19 protein-coding genes are annotated in these 14955 nt (G+C 42.1%); 13 read left to right on the top strand and 6 right to left on the bottom strand.

Going from position 1 to position 14955, the window contains the following annotated elements:
- The first annotated feature begins 371 nt into the window (after positions 1 to 371).
- The 3 genes from WC788_09440 (at position 372) to WC788_09450 (ending at position 1717) form a co-directional block, all read left to right on the top strand.
- Complete coding sequence (locus WC788_09440) at positions 372 to 899, top strand: hypothetical protein (GenBank protein ID MFA6097819.1); 528 nt, start codon at positions 372 to 374, stop codon at positions 897 to 899.
- A gap of 14 nt (positions 900 to 913) precedes the next feature.
- A complete protein-coding gene (locus WC788_09445) occupies positions 914 to 1075 on the top strand; it encodes a hypothetical protein (protein ID MFA6097820.1) in 162 nt (53 codons plus the stop codon).
- A gap of 159 nt (positions 1076 to 1234) precedes the next feature.
- Positions 1235 to 1717 carry a hypothetical protein gene (locus WC788_09450; GenBank protein ID MFA6097821.1) on the top strand — a complete coding sequence of 161 codons (483 nt, stop codon included), beginning with the start codon at positions 1235 to 1237 and terminating at the stop codon, positions 1715 to 1717.
- A gap of 169 nt (positions 1718 to 1886) precedes the next feature.
- Here WC788_09450 and WC788_09455 read toward each other — a convergent pair whose 3' ends face one another.
- Positions 1887 to 2513, bottom strand: coding sequence for a hypothetical protein (locus tag WC788_09455; protein ID MFA6097822.1), 627 nt, complete (start codon positions 2511 to 2513; stop codon positions 1887 to 1889).
- Between the two features lie 446 nt (positions 2514 to 2959).
- Entirely contained in the window at positions 2960 to 3181 is a 222-nt protein-coding gene (locus WC788_09460) for a hypothetical protein (protein MFA6097823.1), read from the bottom strand.
- A gap of 334 nt (positions 3182 to 3515) precedes the next feature.
- Here WC788_09460 and WC788_09465 point away from each other — a divergent pair, with 334 nt between their 5' ends.
- The 5 genes from WC788_09465 to WC788_09485 all read left to right on the top strand — a co-directional run bounded on the left by WC788_09465 (position 3516) and on the right by WC788_09485 (position 7862).
- Complete coding sequence (locus tag WC788_09465; GenBank protein MFA6097824.1) at positions 3516 to 3968, top strand: YerC/YecD family TrpR-related protein; 453 nt, start codon at positions 3516 to 3518, stop codon at positions 3966 to 3968.
- Positions 3969 to 4207: 239 nt separating this feature from the next.
- Positions 4208 to 4954, top strand: coding sequence for a DUF6498-containing protein (locus WC788_09470; protein ID MFA6097825.1), 747 nt, complete (start codon positions 4208 to 4210; stop codon positions 4952 to 4954).
- Positions 4955 to 5091: 137 nt separating this feature from the next.
- Positions 5092 to 6144, top strand: a complete 1053-nt coding sequence (locus tag WC788_09475; protein MFA6097826.1) for a class I SAM-dependent methyltransferase — start codon at positions 5092 to 5094, stop codon at positions 6142 to 6144.
- A gap of 25 nt (positions 6145 to 6169) precedes the next feature.
- Positions 6170 to 6829 carry a hypothetical protein gene (locus WC788_09480; protein ID MFA6097827.1) on the top strand — a complete coding sequence of 220 codons (660 nt, stop codon included), beginning with the start codon at positions 6170 to 6172 and terminating at the stop codon, positions 6827 to 6829.
- Positions 6830 to 6983: 154 nt separating this feature from the next.
- Complete coding sequence (locus WC788_09485; protein ID MFA6097828.1) at positions 6984 to 7862, top strand: hypothetical protein; 879 nt, start codon at positions 6984 to 6986, stop codon at positions 7860 to 7862.
- 291 nt (positions 7863 to 8153) lie between these two features.
- Here WC788_09485 and WC788_09490 read toward each other — a convergent pair whose 3' ends face one another.
- Entirely contained in the window at positions 8154 to 9332 is a 1179-nt protein-coding gene (locus tag WC788_09490) for a hypothetical protein (GenBank protein ID MFA6097829.1), read from the bottom strand.
- 664 nt (positions 9333 to 9996) lie between these two features.
- On the opposite strand from WC788_09490, the gene WC788_09495 reads away from it, so the two are divergent.
- The 4 genes from WC788_09495 (at position 9997) to WC788_09510 (ending at position 12015) form a co-directional block, all read left to right on the top strand.
- Positions 9997 to 10260, top strand: coding sequence for a Trp family transcriptional regulator (locus WC788_09495; GenBank protein ID MFA6097830.1), 264 nt, complete (start codon positions 9997 to 9999; stop codon positions 10258 to 10260).
- A gap of 288 nt (positions 10261 to 10548) precedes the next feature.
- Positions 10549 to 10752, top strand: coding sequence for a YwbE family protein (locus WC788_09500; GenBank protein ID MFA6097831.1), 204 nt, complete (start codon positions 10549 to 10551; stop codon positions 10750 to 10752).
- A gap of 101 nt (positions 10753 to 10853) precedes the next feature.
- A complete protein-coding gene (locus WC788_09505) occupies positions 10854 to 11387 on the top strand; it encodes a hypothetical protein (GenBank protein ID MFA6097832.1) in 534 nt (177 codons plus the stop codon).
- Between the two features lie 52 nt (positions 11388 to 11439).
- Positions 11440 to 12015, top strand: a complete 576-nt coding sequence (locus tag WC788_09510) for an HD domain-containing protein (GenBank protein MFA6097833.1) — start codon at positions 11440 to 11442, stop codon at positions 12013 to 12015.
- Between the two features lie 49 nt (positions 12016 to 12064).
- On the opposite strand, the gene WC788_09515 is transcribed toward WC788_09510, so the two are convergent.
- On the bottom strand, positions 12065 to 12394 hold the full coding sequence (locus WC788_09515; GenBank protein MFA6097834.1) for a hypothetical protein: 330 nt from the start codon (positions 12392 to 12394) through the stop codon (positions 12065 to 12067).
- Between the two features lie 143 nt (positions 12395 to 12537).
- Entirely contained in the window at positions 12538 to 12873 is a 336-nt protein-coding gene (locus tag WC788_09520) for a hypothetical protein (protein MFA6097835.1), read from the bottom strand.
- A 218-nt stretch (positions 12874 to 13091) separates the two neighbouring features.
- Between WC788_09520 and WC788_09525 the strand changes: the two genes are divergently transcribed.
- Positions 13092 to 13289, top strand: a complete 198-nt coding sequence (locus WC788_09525; GenBank protein MFA6097836.1) for a cold shock domain-containing protein — start codon at positions 13092 to 13094, stop codon at positions 13287 to 13289.
- 243 nt (positions 13290 to 13532) lie between these two features.
- Here the strand turns inward: WC788_09525 and WC788_09530 are convergent, their stop codons facing one another.
- Positions 13533 to 14705 carry a hypothetical protein gene (locus WC788_09530; GenBank protein ID MFA6097837.1) on the bottom strand — a complete coding sequence of 391 codons (1173 nt, stop codon included), beginning with the start codon at positions 14703 to 14705 and terminating at the stop codon, positions 13533 to 13535.
- Positions 14706 to 14955: the final 250 nt, after the last annotated feature.

Here is a 14955-nt window from a genome sequence, read left to right on the forward strand (position 1 = left end):
AAATTTGGATAGCTTCTTGCGCGCGCGGACATTCTGGAGCCAGTGCAGGGAAATCATGCTAAGAATATTCACGCACAATGTAGCTATTGTGCTGTCTTGGTAAAATGAGGATGTTTTCTACAGAGCACGTCAGGTACTTTTATTTGAAAAGAAATTGTTCTTCCGGTCGAACACCTCCGTGTCGGATGCGATTTCGCAGGGGAATCTCTGCGATTGAGAAACATCCTCCTGCCCCAAGCAGTTAAGTAATTCACCTATCTCTAATTCGCGCGCCGTGTCCGCCTTGGGCGGAAATAGGCGAATAGTAAAAAGGGTTTATAGTTTTATATTTTTTGCGATAGTTATTTAGAAAGTGTTAACATAATTATACTATGGAAATAAGTGAATTGATTGGTTTCTATGTTATGCAGTTTATTTCGTTGATAATGCTTCCAGTTATGGGAATGGTGTCTTTAGTCATGTTAAATTCTTTTTCGTGGCTATATATTGGAATAATCGGGATTTTGTTCGCAGTTCAAATTAAAATATCTAAAGACATTCGCATCATAACAGCAACAGCTTTGTCGCTGGGAATTATAATGATGTGGATTTCGCTGTTTGCTTCATATCAAGGGTTGCCGTATAACTATATCGATTTTTCTAATCCGGCTCCTGCCGCACTGGGAGGATTTCCAATTATGGCTTTTGAATATCCGCCTGCCGCATTGGGCGGTGATGAGCCGCCGATTGTAACATGGAGTTTATTTTATTTGAATTTAGGTTTTTGGATTGTTATCGCATCAGGCGCTGCAATGATTTTTCGCAAACATTTGAATAGTCAGATTTCATTCAAATTATTCAGCGCCAGTGTTTTTATGTCATTATATGGGATCGGATATTTATTCTCAGAATTTGATTAAAGATCGAAAAGTCATTGATATTTTTTGTCGCAACCTTGGATGGATTTTATTTTGACGAGATAAACAAGATCATAAAGAACAATGGCGAGATCTCCGAGCTTGAACACCCGCAAATTCCCGAAGACATCCAATCAAAATATCTACAGATCCTCAAAGACTTCGAAGGTAAGAATTAAGAATAGACTATATCTAATTCGCCCCGGTCATTCGACGGGGCGCAGCGCGCCTGCCCGCTTGTCTCGCTAAAGCGTTGGCGAAAGCGGACCGTAGGAGGGAATAGGAGAATAAGGAAATTAATTCACTCAATCTTGATTTATCGTTAATGATTAAAAGATATGGACAACCAAATTACAGGCTATCAGCCCAAGGAAACAATCAGCGCAAAGAGATTATGGTTTGCGTATTTTGCCATATTTTTATTTTTTAATTTCTTTGTAGTTCTATCGGAAAAGTATCCGAATTTATTGGGATATATTATTGGAGTTAGTGTTTCAAAAAAAAATATTTCTTCAGACGGTAGTTTTAAGGGTTTTGTCGAATTGGAGAGCGGAACATATGATGCCACTTTTTATATCCTATTGGCGTTGTCGGTAATTTTTTTGTTGATAATATTGAAAATAAGCGCTCAGGCAAAAACTGATCAAACAAAGGACGGCAGCGGGTCTATTCGACTGCAGCTAACATATTTGATAGGCTCTTTGGGCTTGTTGTTGTTTATGTTTCACGGAGAATTTATAAAATTTATGTTATTCAGCGTTCTTGCTTTGATTGGCATTCTCAAAACAATTCCGAAAAACAAGATAAGCAATACTCAATAAGCCATCGCGGCACCAATCTGTTCCCGAGCGGACGTTACGGGGCGCAGTGCTGTGTCCCGTGTTTATCACTGTGACGCCTGCCCGCCTCCACCCGAGGCGGACAAGTTGGGCGGAAATAGACGAATAAAAAAAATTTACCGTCTGGATTTGGAATTCAAACGGTAATACGTTATTTTGTTTCTTGTTTTTTGCGGGAATTTGTCTCGGCTCTGTCTGCGGCCCAGTCCGCGATGAATTGGGTTGTGAATATTCCTAATGCAATTGCAATGATCAAAGCTATGATCACAAGCATTCCCATCGCTCCTTTCCCATCGCGTCTTCCTCCGCTGTTTCCTCCCATACCTTTCCCGAAGAATTCGATTACGCCTTTTAGCGCTTCAGGGATTGCGCTCAATGCTCTATAGGAGTTATAGAACTGTGCGGAAGTGTTGTATGCGGCAATCGCTGTATTTCCCAGGCTTCTTTCTCGATATGCATTTATCCATGAATTGATCGTAATGATCAACCCTGTTCCGAGAGCGGGGATAATTATGATCAAATATCCCAGCGAGAACATTGCAGATACTGCTTCCTGATCAAGCCAGCCAACAGCATACATTATGAAACCTATTAGAAATAGGTAACACCATGTAAAACCTATTGCACTCATGATCCAACCGCACCAAAGCATTATCTTGCCAAAGAGCCCGCCGGTCGCTTCTATTCTTGCCCAGCTGCTACCAACTGCATATGCATTCCACGCACTGACTCCAAAGTTCCACACTAACAATAATAATACCAAAACAATTTCTATCATGTTTAACGACCTCCATTCGCTATATAGCGAAAATCGACTATTATTTACAAATATGCAATTTTCGATATACAATAAATCACACAATATTGTACACTATAAAAACAAAAATGTCAATAGTCTTGTGGGGTTAGGTCTCAACATTCCACATCAAACACAATAATCACCATTTTCCTCGTACAATGACAATACCTGTCCCGCTCGTTTCGCCATAAGCTTCAGCGAGGCGAGTCGAATGACTGGGATGAATTACCATAGTGTCGTAATAAAAATCAAATTAATATCACACCTATCTCTAATTCGCGCGCCTGCCCGCTTGTCTCGCTAAAGAGTTGGCGAAAGCGGACCGTAGGAGGGAATAGGCGAGCAGTTGTGTTTGTCTTTGATGGAAGGGAAAGGGGTAATAAAAAAGAGCAGTATTTTCAAACTGCATCACGTTTTCTGACTTTTTATTCTTCGGATATAATTTCTCCTACGGGATATTTTTTCTGATCGTCGAAATCCACGATCCTAAAAGTCACTAAATTTGGTTTGTTATTGTTGGCGGCCATTCTGCTTGCTTGCGCTGTTGCAAAAACAAATTGGTTATTGCTGTGAACCGCGATTGTACAGCGCTGACCTTTGGAGATCGCAAACATTATTGCCTTTGATAGGTCGATCAATTCTGACATTTTTTACCTCCTGTTTGAACGAGAATTGATAGACGGTAGTGTAATATGGGATGTTTGAATTGTCAAATGAGGAATTAAGGTTTTAGGTCTTTTGTCATTGAAAATCTGATTTCTGAACGGACTTCCGGTCGAACACCTTCGCGTCGGATGCACCTTCGGCTGCGATTTTTCCTCCGAATCCCTCCGCCTCCGAAACTTTCTTCTCCCCACATCCTCATAAATACTCTATAAATACTATCTTACTTATCTTTTCATCCCCGCACTATGATAATATGAATTACCATAGTATAATATATTTAACAGAGAAAAATAAGCACAAATATATAATAAAAATATGTCAAAAGTTGATCCTCGTAAAATAAATATCGACGCCAAAAAGAAATATCTCGATTTGTTGTGGTCATCTATCGCGAAATTGGCGACGAGGGGAGAGGTGGAAATATTCTTTAAGGATCTTTTGAGCGAGAGTGAAGCTCTTATGCTCTCCAGAAGGATTGAGATCGCCAGGAGGCTTTTGAACGGGGAGTCCTATGATTCTATTGCAAGAGAATTGAAGGTTGGCATGGATACGATCAATCGTGTGCAAAGATGGCTGATTGCTGGCTCCGGAGGATATAAGAAGGCCATAGAAAAAATCTCAAAAGAAACAAAAAAGAATTTCAATAGATCGGAAAGAGAGGATGCAGGAGCGGCATACTCGTTCAATTGGATCAGACGAAAATACCCGTTGCATTTTCTGCTTTTTAACCTGATCTCGGATGCCAAGAAAAAGAAAAGCCACAAATAGCTCTAATTGCATGCACTATGATAATATGAATTACCATAGCGTAGAATAACACTTTTGTTTACGCTCTCTTAAAATAATTGCTATGGCTAGAAATTTAAGACAGAACATTTACGCCCATCTCTAATTCGCCCCGGTACTAATCTAAAGATAGTATGGGGCGCAGCGCTGTGTCCCGTGTTTATCACTGGGATGCCTGCCCGCCGTAGGAGGAAATAGGCAAATACATTAATATATAAAATATGGTTCTGATAACATCAAAAGAGCAATTTGATTTCAAAAAGTTCCTGAGTGGTTTGTTTTTCAGTAAAAAAGATACTTCAAGCTTTTCCTTGATCGTTTCAAATCTTGCGCCTCTTTTTGGAGTGATTTTTTTTGAGTGGAATCTGTTCTCAGTCATATTCCTTTACTGGTCGGAGAATACGGTTATTGGTTTCTACAATATTTTCAAGATACTGATGGCAAAGGAAAGCGATACTGGGGAGAAAATGTCTGTTCTCAGGGCGGGGGGCATGGAAATACCAATGAAGTCGAAGGTCAACACTTATGGGCACGGAAAAATAACCATTGCCGTGTTTTTTATTTTCCATTATGGGATGTTCGTTCTGATTCACGGTGTCTTCGTTCTTGGGTTTTTCGGGAAACTGGGAAATCCGTCAGAAGGTTTTCTCTATGTACTATTTTTTCTTCTATTGAGCCATGGTTTTTCATTCTTCGAAAACTTTATAGGAAAGAAAGAATATCTCAAAACTTCTCCGGGCCGGCAAATGTTTCAGCCCTATGCCAGGGTTTTTGTGATGCATTTCGTGATCCTTGTGGGAGGAATAGTTACAATGGCTTTGGGAGCTCCGATATTTGCCCTGCTAATTTTGATCATTTTGAAGACTATAGTGGATCTTCTCTATCACATTGAAGAGCATAATGTTTACGAGATCACTGATCCCAAGGCCATTGAAGAGGCGAAAAAGGCGTTTCAGGTTTCTAAGTGATTTATTTCCATCTGCAATTTACCCCAGCACTAATCTTTGATAGTACAGGGCACGGCACGCCGTGTCCCTGCCGGTCAGGCGTTTTTGGCGGAAATGAGGGGTGGTTTAGAATTATATTATAAACTAAAATAATCTCTATGAAAGAATTTGAATTTATCGAACCGGAAAAGCCGCAAGGCGGCGCATCGTCATCGGCAAAGAAAGGAGATGCGAAAATAAAAGATATGCTATGGACTCAGCCGGAGATATTTGAGATCTATGAAAGTGTCCGTAAAATATATCGTCCTTTGAATACAAAAATTGTTGAAGAAACGCTCAAGGAATATGTGAATGAAAAAGATGAGAGAATAGTGGAGGTTGGTTCAGGTATAGGGGAAATGTCAGGTATTGTCCCCGAGAGTATTGAGAAAAGAATGGTGCATACCGAAAGGAATCCGGAATTTGCCGCGATCCAAAAAGAGGGCGGCAGTGAAAGGGAGGTTGCGGCAGCGGACGTGGAAAGGCTTCCATTCAAAGATAATTCAGCTGATGTTGTAACCGGATACGCGATGTTCGACACGCTCTTCAATTCCGAGAAGTCGGCGGAAGAGATCAAGAGAATATTAAAGAAAGACGGAAAATTCATCCACTTCCTGGACCTAGGCCACAATGAAGACATCTTGATCGAGGATTACAAAAACCAGGGGAAGGTCATTTTTCCGGTACCGTTTACGTTGGATTTTGGGGAACAAGAAGATTATATGTCCCATTGTTACGCTTCCAAAAAAGAGATCAAAGAAGCTTTGAGTAAAATGGACAAGAAAGATCCTTTTTACCAGGTCATCAATGAGTATATTGAAGACCCCGGCAGGCTTTACTTTATCTGGAATATGGTCGATCCTTCCATGCTTAAAAAAATGGTAATGAGGTTGAATAAAGAAGGAGTTTTCATCCCTCCCTTTGATCCTACTTTGTATTTCCGAGATAAAATGGACAAAATATTCGAGGACCTTGATTTCAAGGTGTTGGAGAACAGGATCGCTTCGAAAAAAGAAAGGGTCAAGAGGGACGAGAGATTTGCTTCCGAACCTGAATATTACAACGATTTCAAAAACAGGGTCGGCAGAATATATAAAAGGGAAAAGGATCTTCCTACTGACGAAGTCGATGTGGAGGCGTTGGTGCACGTGTTTGTTGCCCAGAAGAAATAAATCTAAGCATATAATTTCAAAAGCTATGTTTCCTTATATTGTAAAGCAAAAACAGGAAGGATCGAAAAAAACGATCGTTCTTAGGATAGAATTTGGAAAAATAGAAAAAATAGCTACTATCGTGATCTATTTTGTTTTTTTCTTGCTTTTGACGATCAGATTCGGATATTTATCGCTGGAGAATGCGGCGGTGTATTTTGTATTTATTGTTTTTTTGACCGCAGTTTATATTTTTTGGTTTTTGGGATCGTATCTGGGGGAAGTTCGCATTATAAATGACTCATCGACAGGCACGATAACTGTGGAAAGAGGAATATTTAAGTTGCAGTCTTATGTGATAAAAAAGGAAGAAAGGCCCGAATTTAAGTTGATAGAAATCGGTGTGCCGTTCGGTTGGCCATTCATTAAGATTAAAAAATATTTACTTATGATCGCTTCCGATAAAACAAGAATAAGAATAGACCCCGGTCTTTGGGGAGAGTTGAGGTTAACTAAATGGTATAGATATCGTTTATTTTATTATAGTGATTTTTGTTATTTGTGGGAGTTTACAGAGAAAGATATAGGAAATATTTCGAGTTATCTAGGTATTGATATTTCACCTGACAAAGTCAAATATCACGATCTGGAATTGAAGGAATATTATCAACGGAATCCGTCTTCGGTGCGGAGCGGAAAGGTATAGAGGCATAGAGGCTATGATTGTCATGCTTATATCTGATCTCCGCCTTTGGCGGAAACAGGCAAATAGTCTCGCGGGCATCCGGCATGTTATGACATGTTACTTTTTTTTCAAGGAATCTTAAGATATTGTATATAATTAAGTTAAACTAAAGCGTATGAAAAAAGCCATCATTCTGGCAGTTGTGTTGCTGCTGGCAATCGGTGCTGCATTATATTTCGTCGCCTACAAAGGACCCGGCAGCCGGACCGAGAGCGGCGACAAAACTTTCTCCAAATATGACGAAACGACCATTCCAAAAGCGATCGATGATCTCTATCAGAATTATGAGAACTGTCTGAAGAATCCTCCTTCTGAAGCGAGCGGAAAGGTCGGCGAGTATTGCCAGAATAATACGGGACTGACGACTGCAAATTTTGCCGCGAACTTGGAAAAGGGAGGAACGGCCAAGGCGGGAGCGGACCCTGTTTTTTGCGCGCAGAGCGTACCGGAAAGCATGAAAGCAAGTACGGATTTCCGGGTGAAGAACGGCAAGGCGACGGGTTTTATGGAAGAAAAATTCGGTTCCAGCCAAGTTAAGCCGCAAATTGAACTTGCAGAGGAAAATGGAGTCTGGAAAATAGACGATATAGTATGTTCCGCGCCCCTCGTGGGCGGCGATCGCGATGAACATGGTTGCATCGGTTCGGCCGGATATTCATGGTGCGAACAAAAGCAAAAATGTTTGCGGATCTGGGAGGAATCTTGCGACACTGATTCTGCCATTGGCGAGGTCATCAGAAAAAAACTGGCGGAAAAATATGACAAGCCCGTGAGCGAAGTGAATGTAAGTGTTTCCAAAAGCGATGCGGATCACGCGGCCGGAAGCGTTTTGTTCGGCCAGGGCGGACCGGGCGAGGGAGGCATTTTCCTGGCGGTCAAGATCGAGAATGAATGGCAGGTGGTTTTTGACGGGAACGGGAGCATCGATTGCAGCAAGATGAGACAAGAATACAAATTTTCCGATGCGATCCTTAAGCCGAACTTTTGCGATTAGGGTTTTCAAATTTTATCCTCGACTGACTTTTCAAGCCTAGGCTAGAAAATTAGGACTTATTTTAACACCTATCTCTAATTCGCCCCGATCATTCGACTCGCCTCGTTGAAGTCGACGGCGAAGCGGGCGGGGCACGGCGCCGTGTCCCGTGTTCATCGCCGGGACGTTTGCCGGCTTCTGGCGGAATTAGGCGGATAGATGCATATGCCAATGTTAGGCTGGTCATAAAAAAAGACATCCGATTTGCGGGTGTCGTGATAAGCCTGGGTCCAAATATCGATTCTGAACCGTTTATTCAGTTTCTTTTTCATTGAAGCACAGGAGAATATAGTTGGCGTCCCATTTGGCATCGAAAGTGTCGAGGAAGAAGCTCCATTTGTTTTCGAAATCGCGGCCTATATTCGGTACCTGACTGCGGCCTTGATCGTTTTTCCATAATAGTTCCTTTTCATCGAAGGACACTGCGTATTTTCCCGCAGGAAACGCTTCTTGCAGATGTTGCAGTTTATGAATATGGTTCCAGACCAGCCAGACTCCCTCTAAACCGATAAGAATTGCCTTTTGCGTTTTCAAAAATTCCAAACATTCCTCTGAGCTTACGAATTTCCCCCGACTTATTTCAAAGAGCTTCACTGTATAGGTTTTGCCGGCAGTGAGTTTGTTGCTGATGGTTGCGAAGCTAGCGTCACTGTTTTCATTGTTATAGTCGAAAAATCTTTTATGTTTTTCTCTGTAAAACTCTTCGAACAGGAAATTGTCTTTGATTGTTTGCGGTGCGGTCAGCTCCAATTGATCCAAGAGCTTGAACCGATCGTCGGCATTATTTTTATTTTTTTCGCTTTCTATATTTCTCAGTCCTGATCCGCTTCTTTTCTCACTTTTTTGATCAGTGTCTTTCTCCCGGAAGAGCAGCAGACAATAAAAGGCGGCGAAGTTGGTTGATTCGAACTGGACGAGATTAATGCTCCATTTGCCTTTAGATCTCACGTAAAACAAACTTGGCATTGCATAGACGTATTCTTCGCAGAGTGCTTTTTCCTCGTCAAACGAAACCGTGTGCATGCTTTTATCGAACTCCTCTTCATTGTCTTGAAAAGCTGCCAATAGTCCCTGAGCTCCGACCAGCAGCGCCTTTTTCTTTTTATAGAAGTTCAGGCAATCTTCACCGGTATTCCCGTTTTCTTTGGATGTTACAATGTATCGCTCTACGATATAGGTTTCACCCGGCTTAAGTTTTTGGGTCACATTAGCGAAGTTATAATCGACAAGATGTTCATTGACATAACTCAGCCTTTTGCGATTTTTATCAATAAACGATTCAAGCTGATTATCATGGTCGTAATCCTCCGGCACTCTTAGCTCAAAACTACCGCTGAATATGAACTGACCGTCCTCGGCAGTTTCATTTCCTCCGTGCTTATCCAACATTGCATCTGCGACTAAATTCAAGTCCTTATCTTTTTTTTTCATCTTTTACCTCTTTTCTATTTATGTAGCCAATAGATCTTTGTTTGCCTTTCAGATCGGCAAAATCCGATTTACCAGCCCTGAAAGTTTACCATTCTTGGATTAAAATAATAAACTTTTAGAGCCGGTGAATCATGTATTTTCAAGGTACGAACTTATTATGGTTCCAGAACCTGCTTGCCGGTAGTCAGGTGTCCCGTGGCTTGTGGCGGGGCTGGGTTCAACTTGGGATCGTGCTTGATGTTGTTTATTAAGCTTGGTTAACATTGTAGTCTTAATAAATAAAAAGGACAATAGATATGTCGGATCGGATTTGTGCCGGGTTCAAGTCGCTGCTCTTCCATGGTAAAATCACATCTCATATGTATTGAAAATCACGGCGACGCCCCTGATCCTTGCTGACGATAGAATAATTCTTATCCATCCCCGAATTGCCTCTTTTGAGATTCAATTCTTTTTTACCCGAACCTTTTTCTTCCGTTGCCTTGTTTTCCGGCGCAAGCTATGATTTTATGAGAGGTATGTGCCGTTTTTTCTCCTCACTATGATAGTATGTAATATCATAGTATAATATAAAAAGAAAAATAAAGATTATTGATATAAATATGTATAAAGTTGACCCTCGCAAAATAAATAGCGATGCCAAAAAGAAGCATCTCGATCTTTTATAGTCGTCGATCACCAAGCCCGAAACCAGGGTCGAAGTCGAAATATTTTCAAGGACCTTTTGAGTGAGAGCGAAGCCCTGATGTTTTCAAGGAGGATTGAGATCGCCAGAAGGCTTTTGAACGGAGACTCTTATGACTCTATGGCAAAAGATCTGAAAATGGGTATGGACACTATCAATCGAGTGCAAAGAAAGCTGATCGCCGGTTCTGGAGGATGTAAAAGGGCAATAGACAAGATCCCGAAAGAAGCGGTAGGCCGTTGAGATATTAAAAAAGGAAGATAACATTGAGCCATATTCATTCGGTTGGCTAAGGCGAAAGTATCCCTTGCATTTTTACTTTTCAATTTGATGTCAGACAGCAAAAAAAAGAAAGGTAATAAAAGCTAAAATGGCAACCACTAAGATAATATGTAACATCATAGTGAAATGTGATTATGCAATATCGCCGGCTGAAAGAATTGAAAGAGATTTGATGGGAAAAAAAGTGTCAGGTGCTTCTTATCGCAACGAAAATTACATCCAGCGCAAAAAAACAATAATATCAAATTTATGAACGGACAAAACAGAGAAGACATAAGGATCGGTTCGAGAGTGGAGGTTGTGCTGAAAGCCGACCAAAGGACCGGAAAGTTCACTTCTGGCATAGTGGCGGAAATTCTGACGAATTCCGATTTTCACCCGCATGGAATCAAGGTGCGCCTGGAAGACGGGCAAGTCGGACGGGTTCAGAACATTTTGTCGCCCGTGGCGTGAGCACTTTTGTTTTTTGTCACATAAAATTATTGTTATGGCTGGGATATTGAGATAGCTTTTTTGTTTCAACTCATTATGATCAATTAAAAATAGCCGCAAATATGAAATGGTTCGGGATCAGCGGAAGCTGGCGAAAAACAAACCGGGAAATTGAAGAAAAGGTCAGGCTTATTGTGCGTGAGATCATGACAAGAGGCGATGGCATTGTTTCCGGAGGGGCATTGGGCGTTGACTCTATCGCGTTGGATGAGGCGCTGAAGGTCGATCCCGGGGCACAAAGGATCAGAATATATTTGCCCACGATGCTAAAGGCTTATGCCGCTCATTATCAGAGGCATGCTGTGCTTGGTTCGATCACGGGCAAGCAGGCGGAAAATCTGGTGAGCCAATTGGAAGCCCTGAAGAAAATCAATCCCGATGCCTTGATCGAAGATCCGGATGAAGATTTCAACGAGGAAACAAAAAAACGGAAGTATTATAAACGCAATTCCGCTGTCGTAGATGTCTCGGATGAGCTTGTGGCTTTTTTGGCGAGGACAAAAGAAAGCGAAGGCGGAGGAACCAGAGATACGATTGAGAAGGCGAGGGCGAAAGGCATTCCTGTTCGGTTATTTGAATATGGCTTGAACGATTGATCCGTTGCTTCGACAAGATTGATGAATGTGCGTTTAATTTGTTAATAAAAATATGAAACTGACACCAAGGATCCAAAAGGCGATAAAAAGAGCTAGTATTTTGCATCTCGGGCAAAAAAGAAAGAGCGACGGGTCGCCGTATATTTCCCATCCCTATTCGGTCGCATTTATTCTGGCCCATTACACGGATGATGAAGACCTGGTCGTTGCGGGGCTTCTTCACGATGTTTTGGAGGATGTCGACGGGTATGACAGAAAAGATATGGAAAAAGAATTCGGGGAAAGGGTTGCCCGGCTGGTCGCTGATGTTTCCGAAGACGTGAGCCTGAAAAAGGAAAAGGGAGAAAAAGCGTCCTGGGTCGAGAGGAAGACCGGATATCTTGAACACCTCAAGGTGGCTTCTGATGACTCATTGATGCTGTCCTGCGCGGACAAGATCCACAATCTGAGTTCCTTGATCGGGGAATACGGAGATAACGGCGGGAAGATATGGGAGAAGTTCAATGCCCCCAAAGATAAGAAGATATGGTATTACGGGGAAGTTCTCAGGATCGCAAGGGGGAGATTGGATGGCGGAATAGTCGATGAGCTTGAAGCGGTTTATGAGAAGGCGAAAGAAATTCCATAACTCTTGCAGACGTATCCGCCGATTTTTTGGACATAAAAAAAGACGAAGTTCAAATTGGTATAACTTCGTTTTTGTTGTTTTTGTATGCTTTTTCGCCATCCATCCTTTTTTTGTAGGCCGCATATGATTCCCAGTCTTCCATCTGGAAGGGGAGATCCGTTCCGCCACCTCCTTTCCATGGGACGATCATGGTCCTTGCAAAGTTCAGTATCAGCTTCAGCGCGATCATGTTTATGATCAGTCCGAGGCCCAGCGCGATCATGTTCTTATTGCTTGTGCCGTTCAGGAACAATGCCATAGAAATTGCGCCGACGGCAATTGCCAGGACGAGTTTTAATAGCAGTGTCGAGAGCCATTCTATAAAATACCTGTAATACATTTCAAGTCACCTCGCCGTAATTTGAACGGTTGTTTACGGCTTCAAAAGTATATATTAATATCTGCAAAAGTCAATGTATCGGTCCCGGTTCGCATTTTGGAAGAGCGCGATCTTCGGATAAAAAAAATGAGAATTTTTGATTCTCATGCATACATGCCTTCCGTTCCGTCTGTTTTATTTTTCGGGTTGGTTCCCGCTCGTCCGCTTTTCCGGCATTCGCCGCACGTTTGCTGTATTTTGTGCGGCAGGATCACCGAATCGACTATATCCGACAGGAGCTCTGCCTGAGATTCCGCAGTCAGTCCCAATTCGGACGTTTTTTTTATGATGACCGCAAAAGCCATGCGCGATTTCATTTCTTCGGGAATGGCCGGCTGGGCCACTATGTCATTGGCCAGAAACGAACATCCGGCTGCCGCTTTTTGCATGATCTCTTCCTGTGGCATTGTCTCTTTGGTTGTTTTTTTCGTATTTTCCATGTACATCACCCTTGCGTGTCTGTGTGGGCTATACTGCAAAAAGCTTATCATGTAAATATTTCCCGGTCAATCAGATTTTATAGACAGAGGAAAAGACAGAGGGAAAGTCTTGACAAAAGATAAAAAATAGTATATAATTACTGCATAATTTATGAAGCGGAAAAATCGTCGAGTTTCTCGTAATAAAGAATAATAAAAAATAAGAAAAAAATAATCGTATGAATGGTACTATCAAAACTATCAACGAAAGAGGATTTGGATTCATTTCTCGCGAAGGCGAAGAAAAGGACATTTTCTTTCATTCAAAAGCTTTAGTTGGCGTAGCATTTGCGGATCTGAAGGTCGGAGACACTGTGTCTTTCGAAGTTACTCAGACTGACAAAGGCCCTGCCGCGACTAATGTATCACGAGCATAATAATTTGTGAGAAAAATCGGCCTCCTTGCGGGGCCGGTTTTTTGTTTTGTGTTTGTCGGATAGCGGGAGATAGGGCGGAGTTTAGGAGATGTAACCTTAAATGATCCGGGAAATGATCATGTCAATCCAGTGGAAGGTTATCCCAACTTCGCTGCCTGCCGGACGGGCAGGCTCCGGCATCATAATAAAAAAGCCGCCTCGGGATGTTTTTCCCTCGGCAGTTTTGATTTATTTTTTCCGCTTCTATTGCCAGTTTCCTACCTCTATTTCTCCCCGGCCATTCCTTTTTTCATATGGACGGTTTTTGCTTTTGTTCACATAAATACTTCCGCGATCATTGGCCGTCAGGTCCGAATTTTCCGTTTCCCCATTGAAGCTGAAATCGCCCCGGCCATTATTCACTACGTTAAGCGTTTGAAGGTGTCCACCGTTGATCGTGATCTTGCCTCGTTCATTGATATGCGCCGAAAGGACACCGGAAGCTTCCTTGAGCAGGATCATGCCGTGTCCGCTGTTAGTCAGGTCCGTTTGCACTGTTTTTCCGTCGAACTGGAAATTTCCATACGAATTGTTCTGCACTGTCAGATACGTCAGGTCTCCGCTGTCGATCGATATGCTCCCACGGTCGTTCAATTTGGCCCGAACGGTCCCGTCGACTCTCTTGATCGAAATGTTTCCCTTACCTCCGGATTCAAGTTCGCAACCTTTTATCTTTCCGATGAATGAGTGATAGCGGGTACAGCTTGTAAAACGAAGCACTCCCTCGGTATCTCCGATCTTGACCATGCCGTCCACATTAGTGACGCTTATGGCCATTCCCTCGGGAACCTTGATATCCACGTGAGTTCTTTTCTCATTGCAGCTGCCGATGACTATGCGGGTATTTGTTCCTTCTTCATCTATCGAGATGGATTGTCTGATGTTCATAAAAGTATCTCCGGATACGATCTGCTGGATGTTCGTGCTTTCTCCGATGGAAAAGATGTTTTGCGAAGAAGATCCGGTCTTTCCGTCTGATCTGATCGTCAGTGTTTCTCCCTTCTCCGACAACGATATATGCCTGCATGCTTTTTCCGAACCGGAGATGGTGACTTCGGTATGCTTTTCGCTATGCGGCATGATCGTAACGTGTGCGTTCAGGCCGGATATTTTCAGTTCGCGGGAGTTGAAAGATCTTGGACCGATAACAGTGTCTTTTTCCTCCTCTCTTTCTTCGCCCGGTATTTTGACCTCGATCGTTCCCTTTCCGCAATTGCATGTTTTGCCCGTCCCCATATCATATGTGCTTCCGTCTTTGAAGGTCAAAATTCTGTTGTTTATGGATATCTCGCCCTTCTTGTCGGACCATATTTGCTTTCCGTTTATTTCCATTACCATTCTGAGTTCCGGTTTTTTTTCATTGGTTTCTTTCTTCATGTCTGTTTTCCTCCATGAAATGAACGACTTATCCTGCGAAATGCAAGAAAAGTGCTGCCAAATATATAGCAACTGAAAATGATATCATAAAATATTGAAATTGTCAACGTCAATGCCCGAGAATCACTGCTGTCCAATTAAAACTACCAAAAGCTCATTTGTGGATTTTCTTGGATATTGAACTTATAAACATTTTTAAGGTTTAAGGATAACAAATCAATTAGGTTTCTTCTTGTCATAATCGTCTCTT

This window comes from Candidatus Paceibacterota bacterium (genome assembly GCA_041661265.1).
GTDB lineage: Bacteria > Patescibacteriota > Minisyncoccia > JAHIHE01 > JAGLIN01 > JBAZUT01.

Bases quoted from the DNA above. Each gene is read 5' to 3' on its own strand.
- WC788_09505 (MFA6097832.1), top strand. From the start codon at position 10,854: ATGAAATGGTTCGGGATCAGCGGAAGCTGGCGAAAAACAAACCGGGAA.
- WC788_09455 (MFA6097822.1), bottom strand. From the start codon at position 2,513: ATGATAGAAATTGTTTTGGTATTATTATTGTTAGTGTGGAACTTTGGA.
- WC788_09440 (MFA6097819.1), top strand. From the start codon at position 372: ATGGAAATAAGTGAATTGATTGGTTTCTATGTTATGCAGTTTATTTCG.
- WC788_09480 (MFA6097827.1), top strand. From the start codon at position 6,170: ATGTTTCCTTATATTGTAAAGCAAAAACAGGAAGGATCGAAAAAAACG.
- WC788_09515 (MFA6097834.1), bottom strand. From the start codon at position 12,394: ATGTATTACAGGTATTTTATAGAATGGCTCTCGACACTGCTATTAAAA.
- WC788_09450 (MFA6097821.1), top strand. From the start codon at position 1,235: ATGGACAACCAAATTACAGGCTATCAGCCCAAGGAAACAATCAGCGCA.
- WC788_09470 (MFA6097825.1), top strand. From the start codon at position 4,208: ATGGTTCTGATAACATCAAAAGAGCAATTTGATTTCAAAAAGTTCCTG.
- WC788_09460 (MFA6097823.1), bottom strand. From the start codon at position 3,181: ATGTCAGAATTGATCGACCTATCAAAGGCAATAATGTTTGCGATCTCC.
- WC788_09485 (MFA6097828.1), top strand. From the start codon at position 6,984: ATGAAAAAAGCCATCATTCTGGCAGTTGTGTTGCTGCTGGCAATCGGT.
- WC788_09500 (MFA6097831.1), top strand. From the start codon at position 10,549: ATGAACGGACAAAACAGAGAAGACATAAGGATCGGTTCGAGAGTGGAG.
- WC788_09520 (MFA6097835.1), bottom strand. From the start codon at position 12,873: ATGGAAAATACGAAAAAAACAACCAAAGAGACAATGCCACAGGAAGAG.
- WC788_09475 (MFA6097826.1), top strand. From the start codon at position 5,092: ATGAAAGAATTTGAATTTATCGAACCGGAAAAGCCGCAAGGCGGCGCA.
- WC788_09490 (MFA6097829.1), bottom strand. From the start codon at position 9,332: ATGAAAAAAAAAGATAAGGACTTGAATTTAGTCGCAGATGCAATGTTG.
- WC788_09530 (MFA6097837.1), bottom strand. From the start codon at position 14,705: ATGAAGAAAGAAACCAATGAAAAAAAACCGGAACTCAGAATGGTAATG.
- WC788_09525 (MFA6097836.1), top strand. From the start codon at position 13,092: ATGAATGGTACTATCAAAACTATCAACGAAAGAGGATTTGGATTCATT.
- WC788_09465 (MFA6097824.1), top strand. From the start codon at position 3,516: ATGTCAAAAGTTGATCCTCGTAAAATAAATATCGACGCCAAAAAGAAA.
- WC788_09510 (MFA6097833.1), top strand. From the start codon at position 11,440: ATGAAACTGACACCAAGGATCCAAAAGGCGATAAAAAGAGCTAGTATT.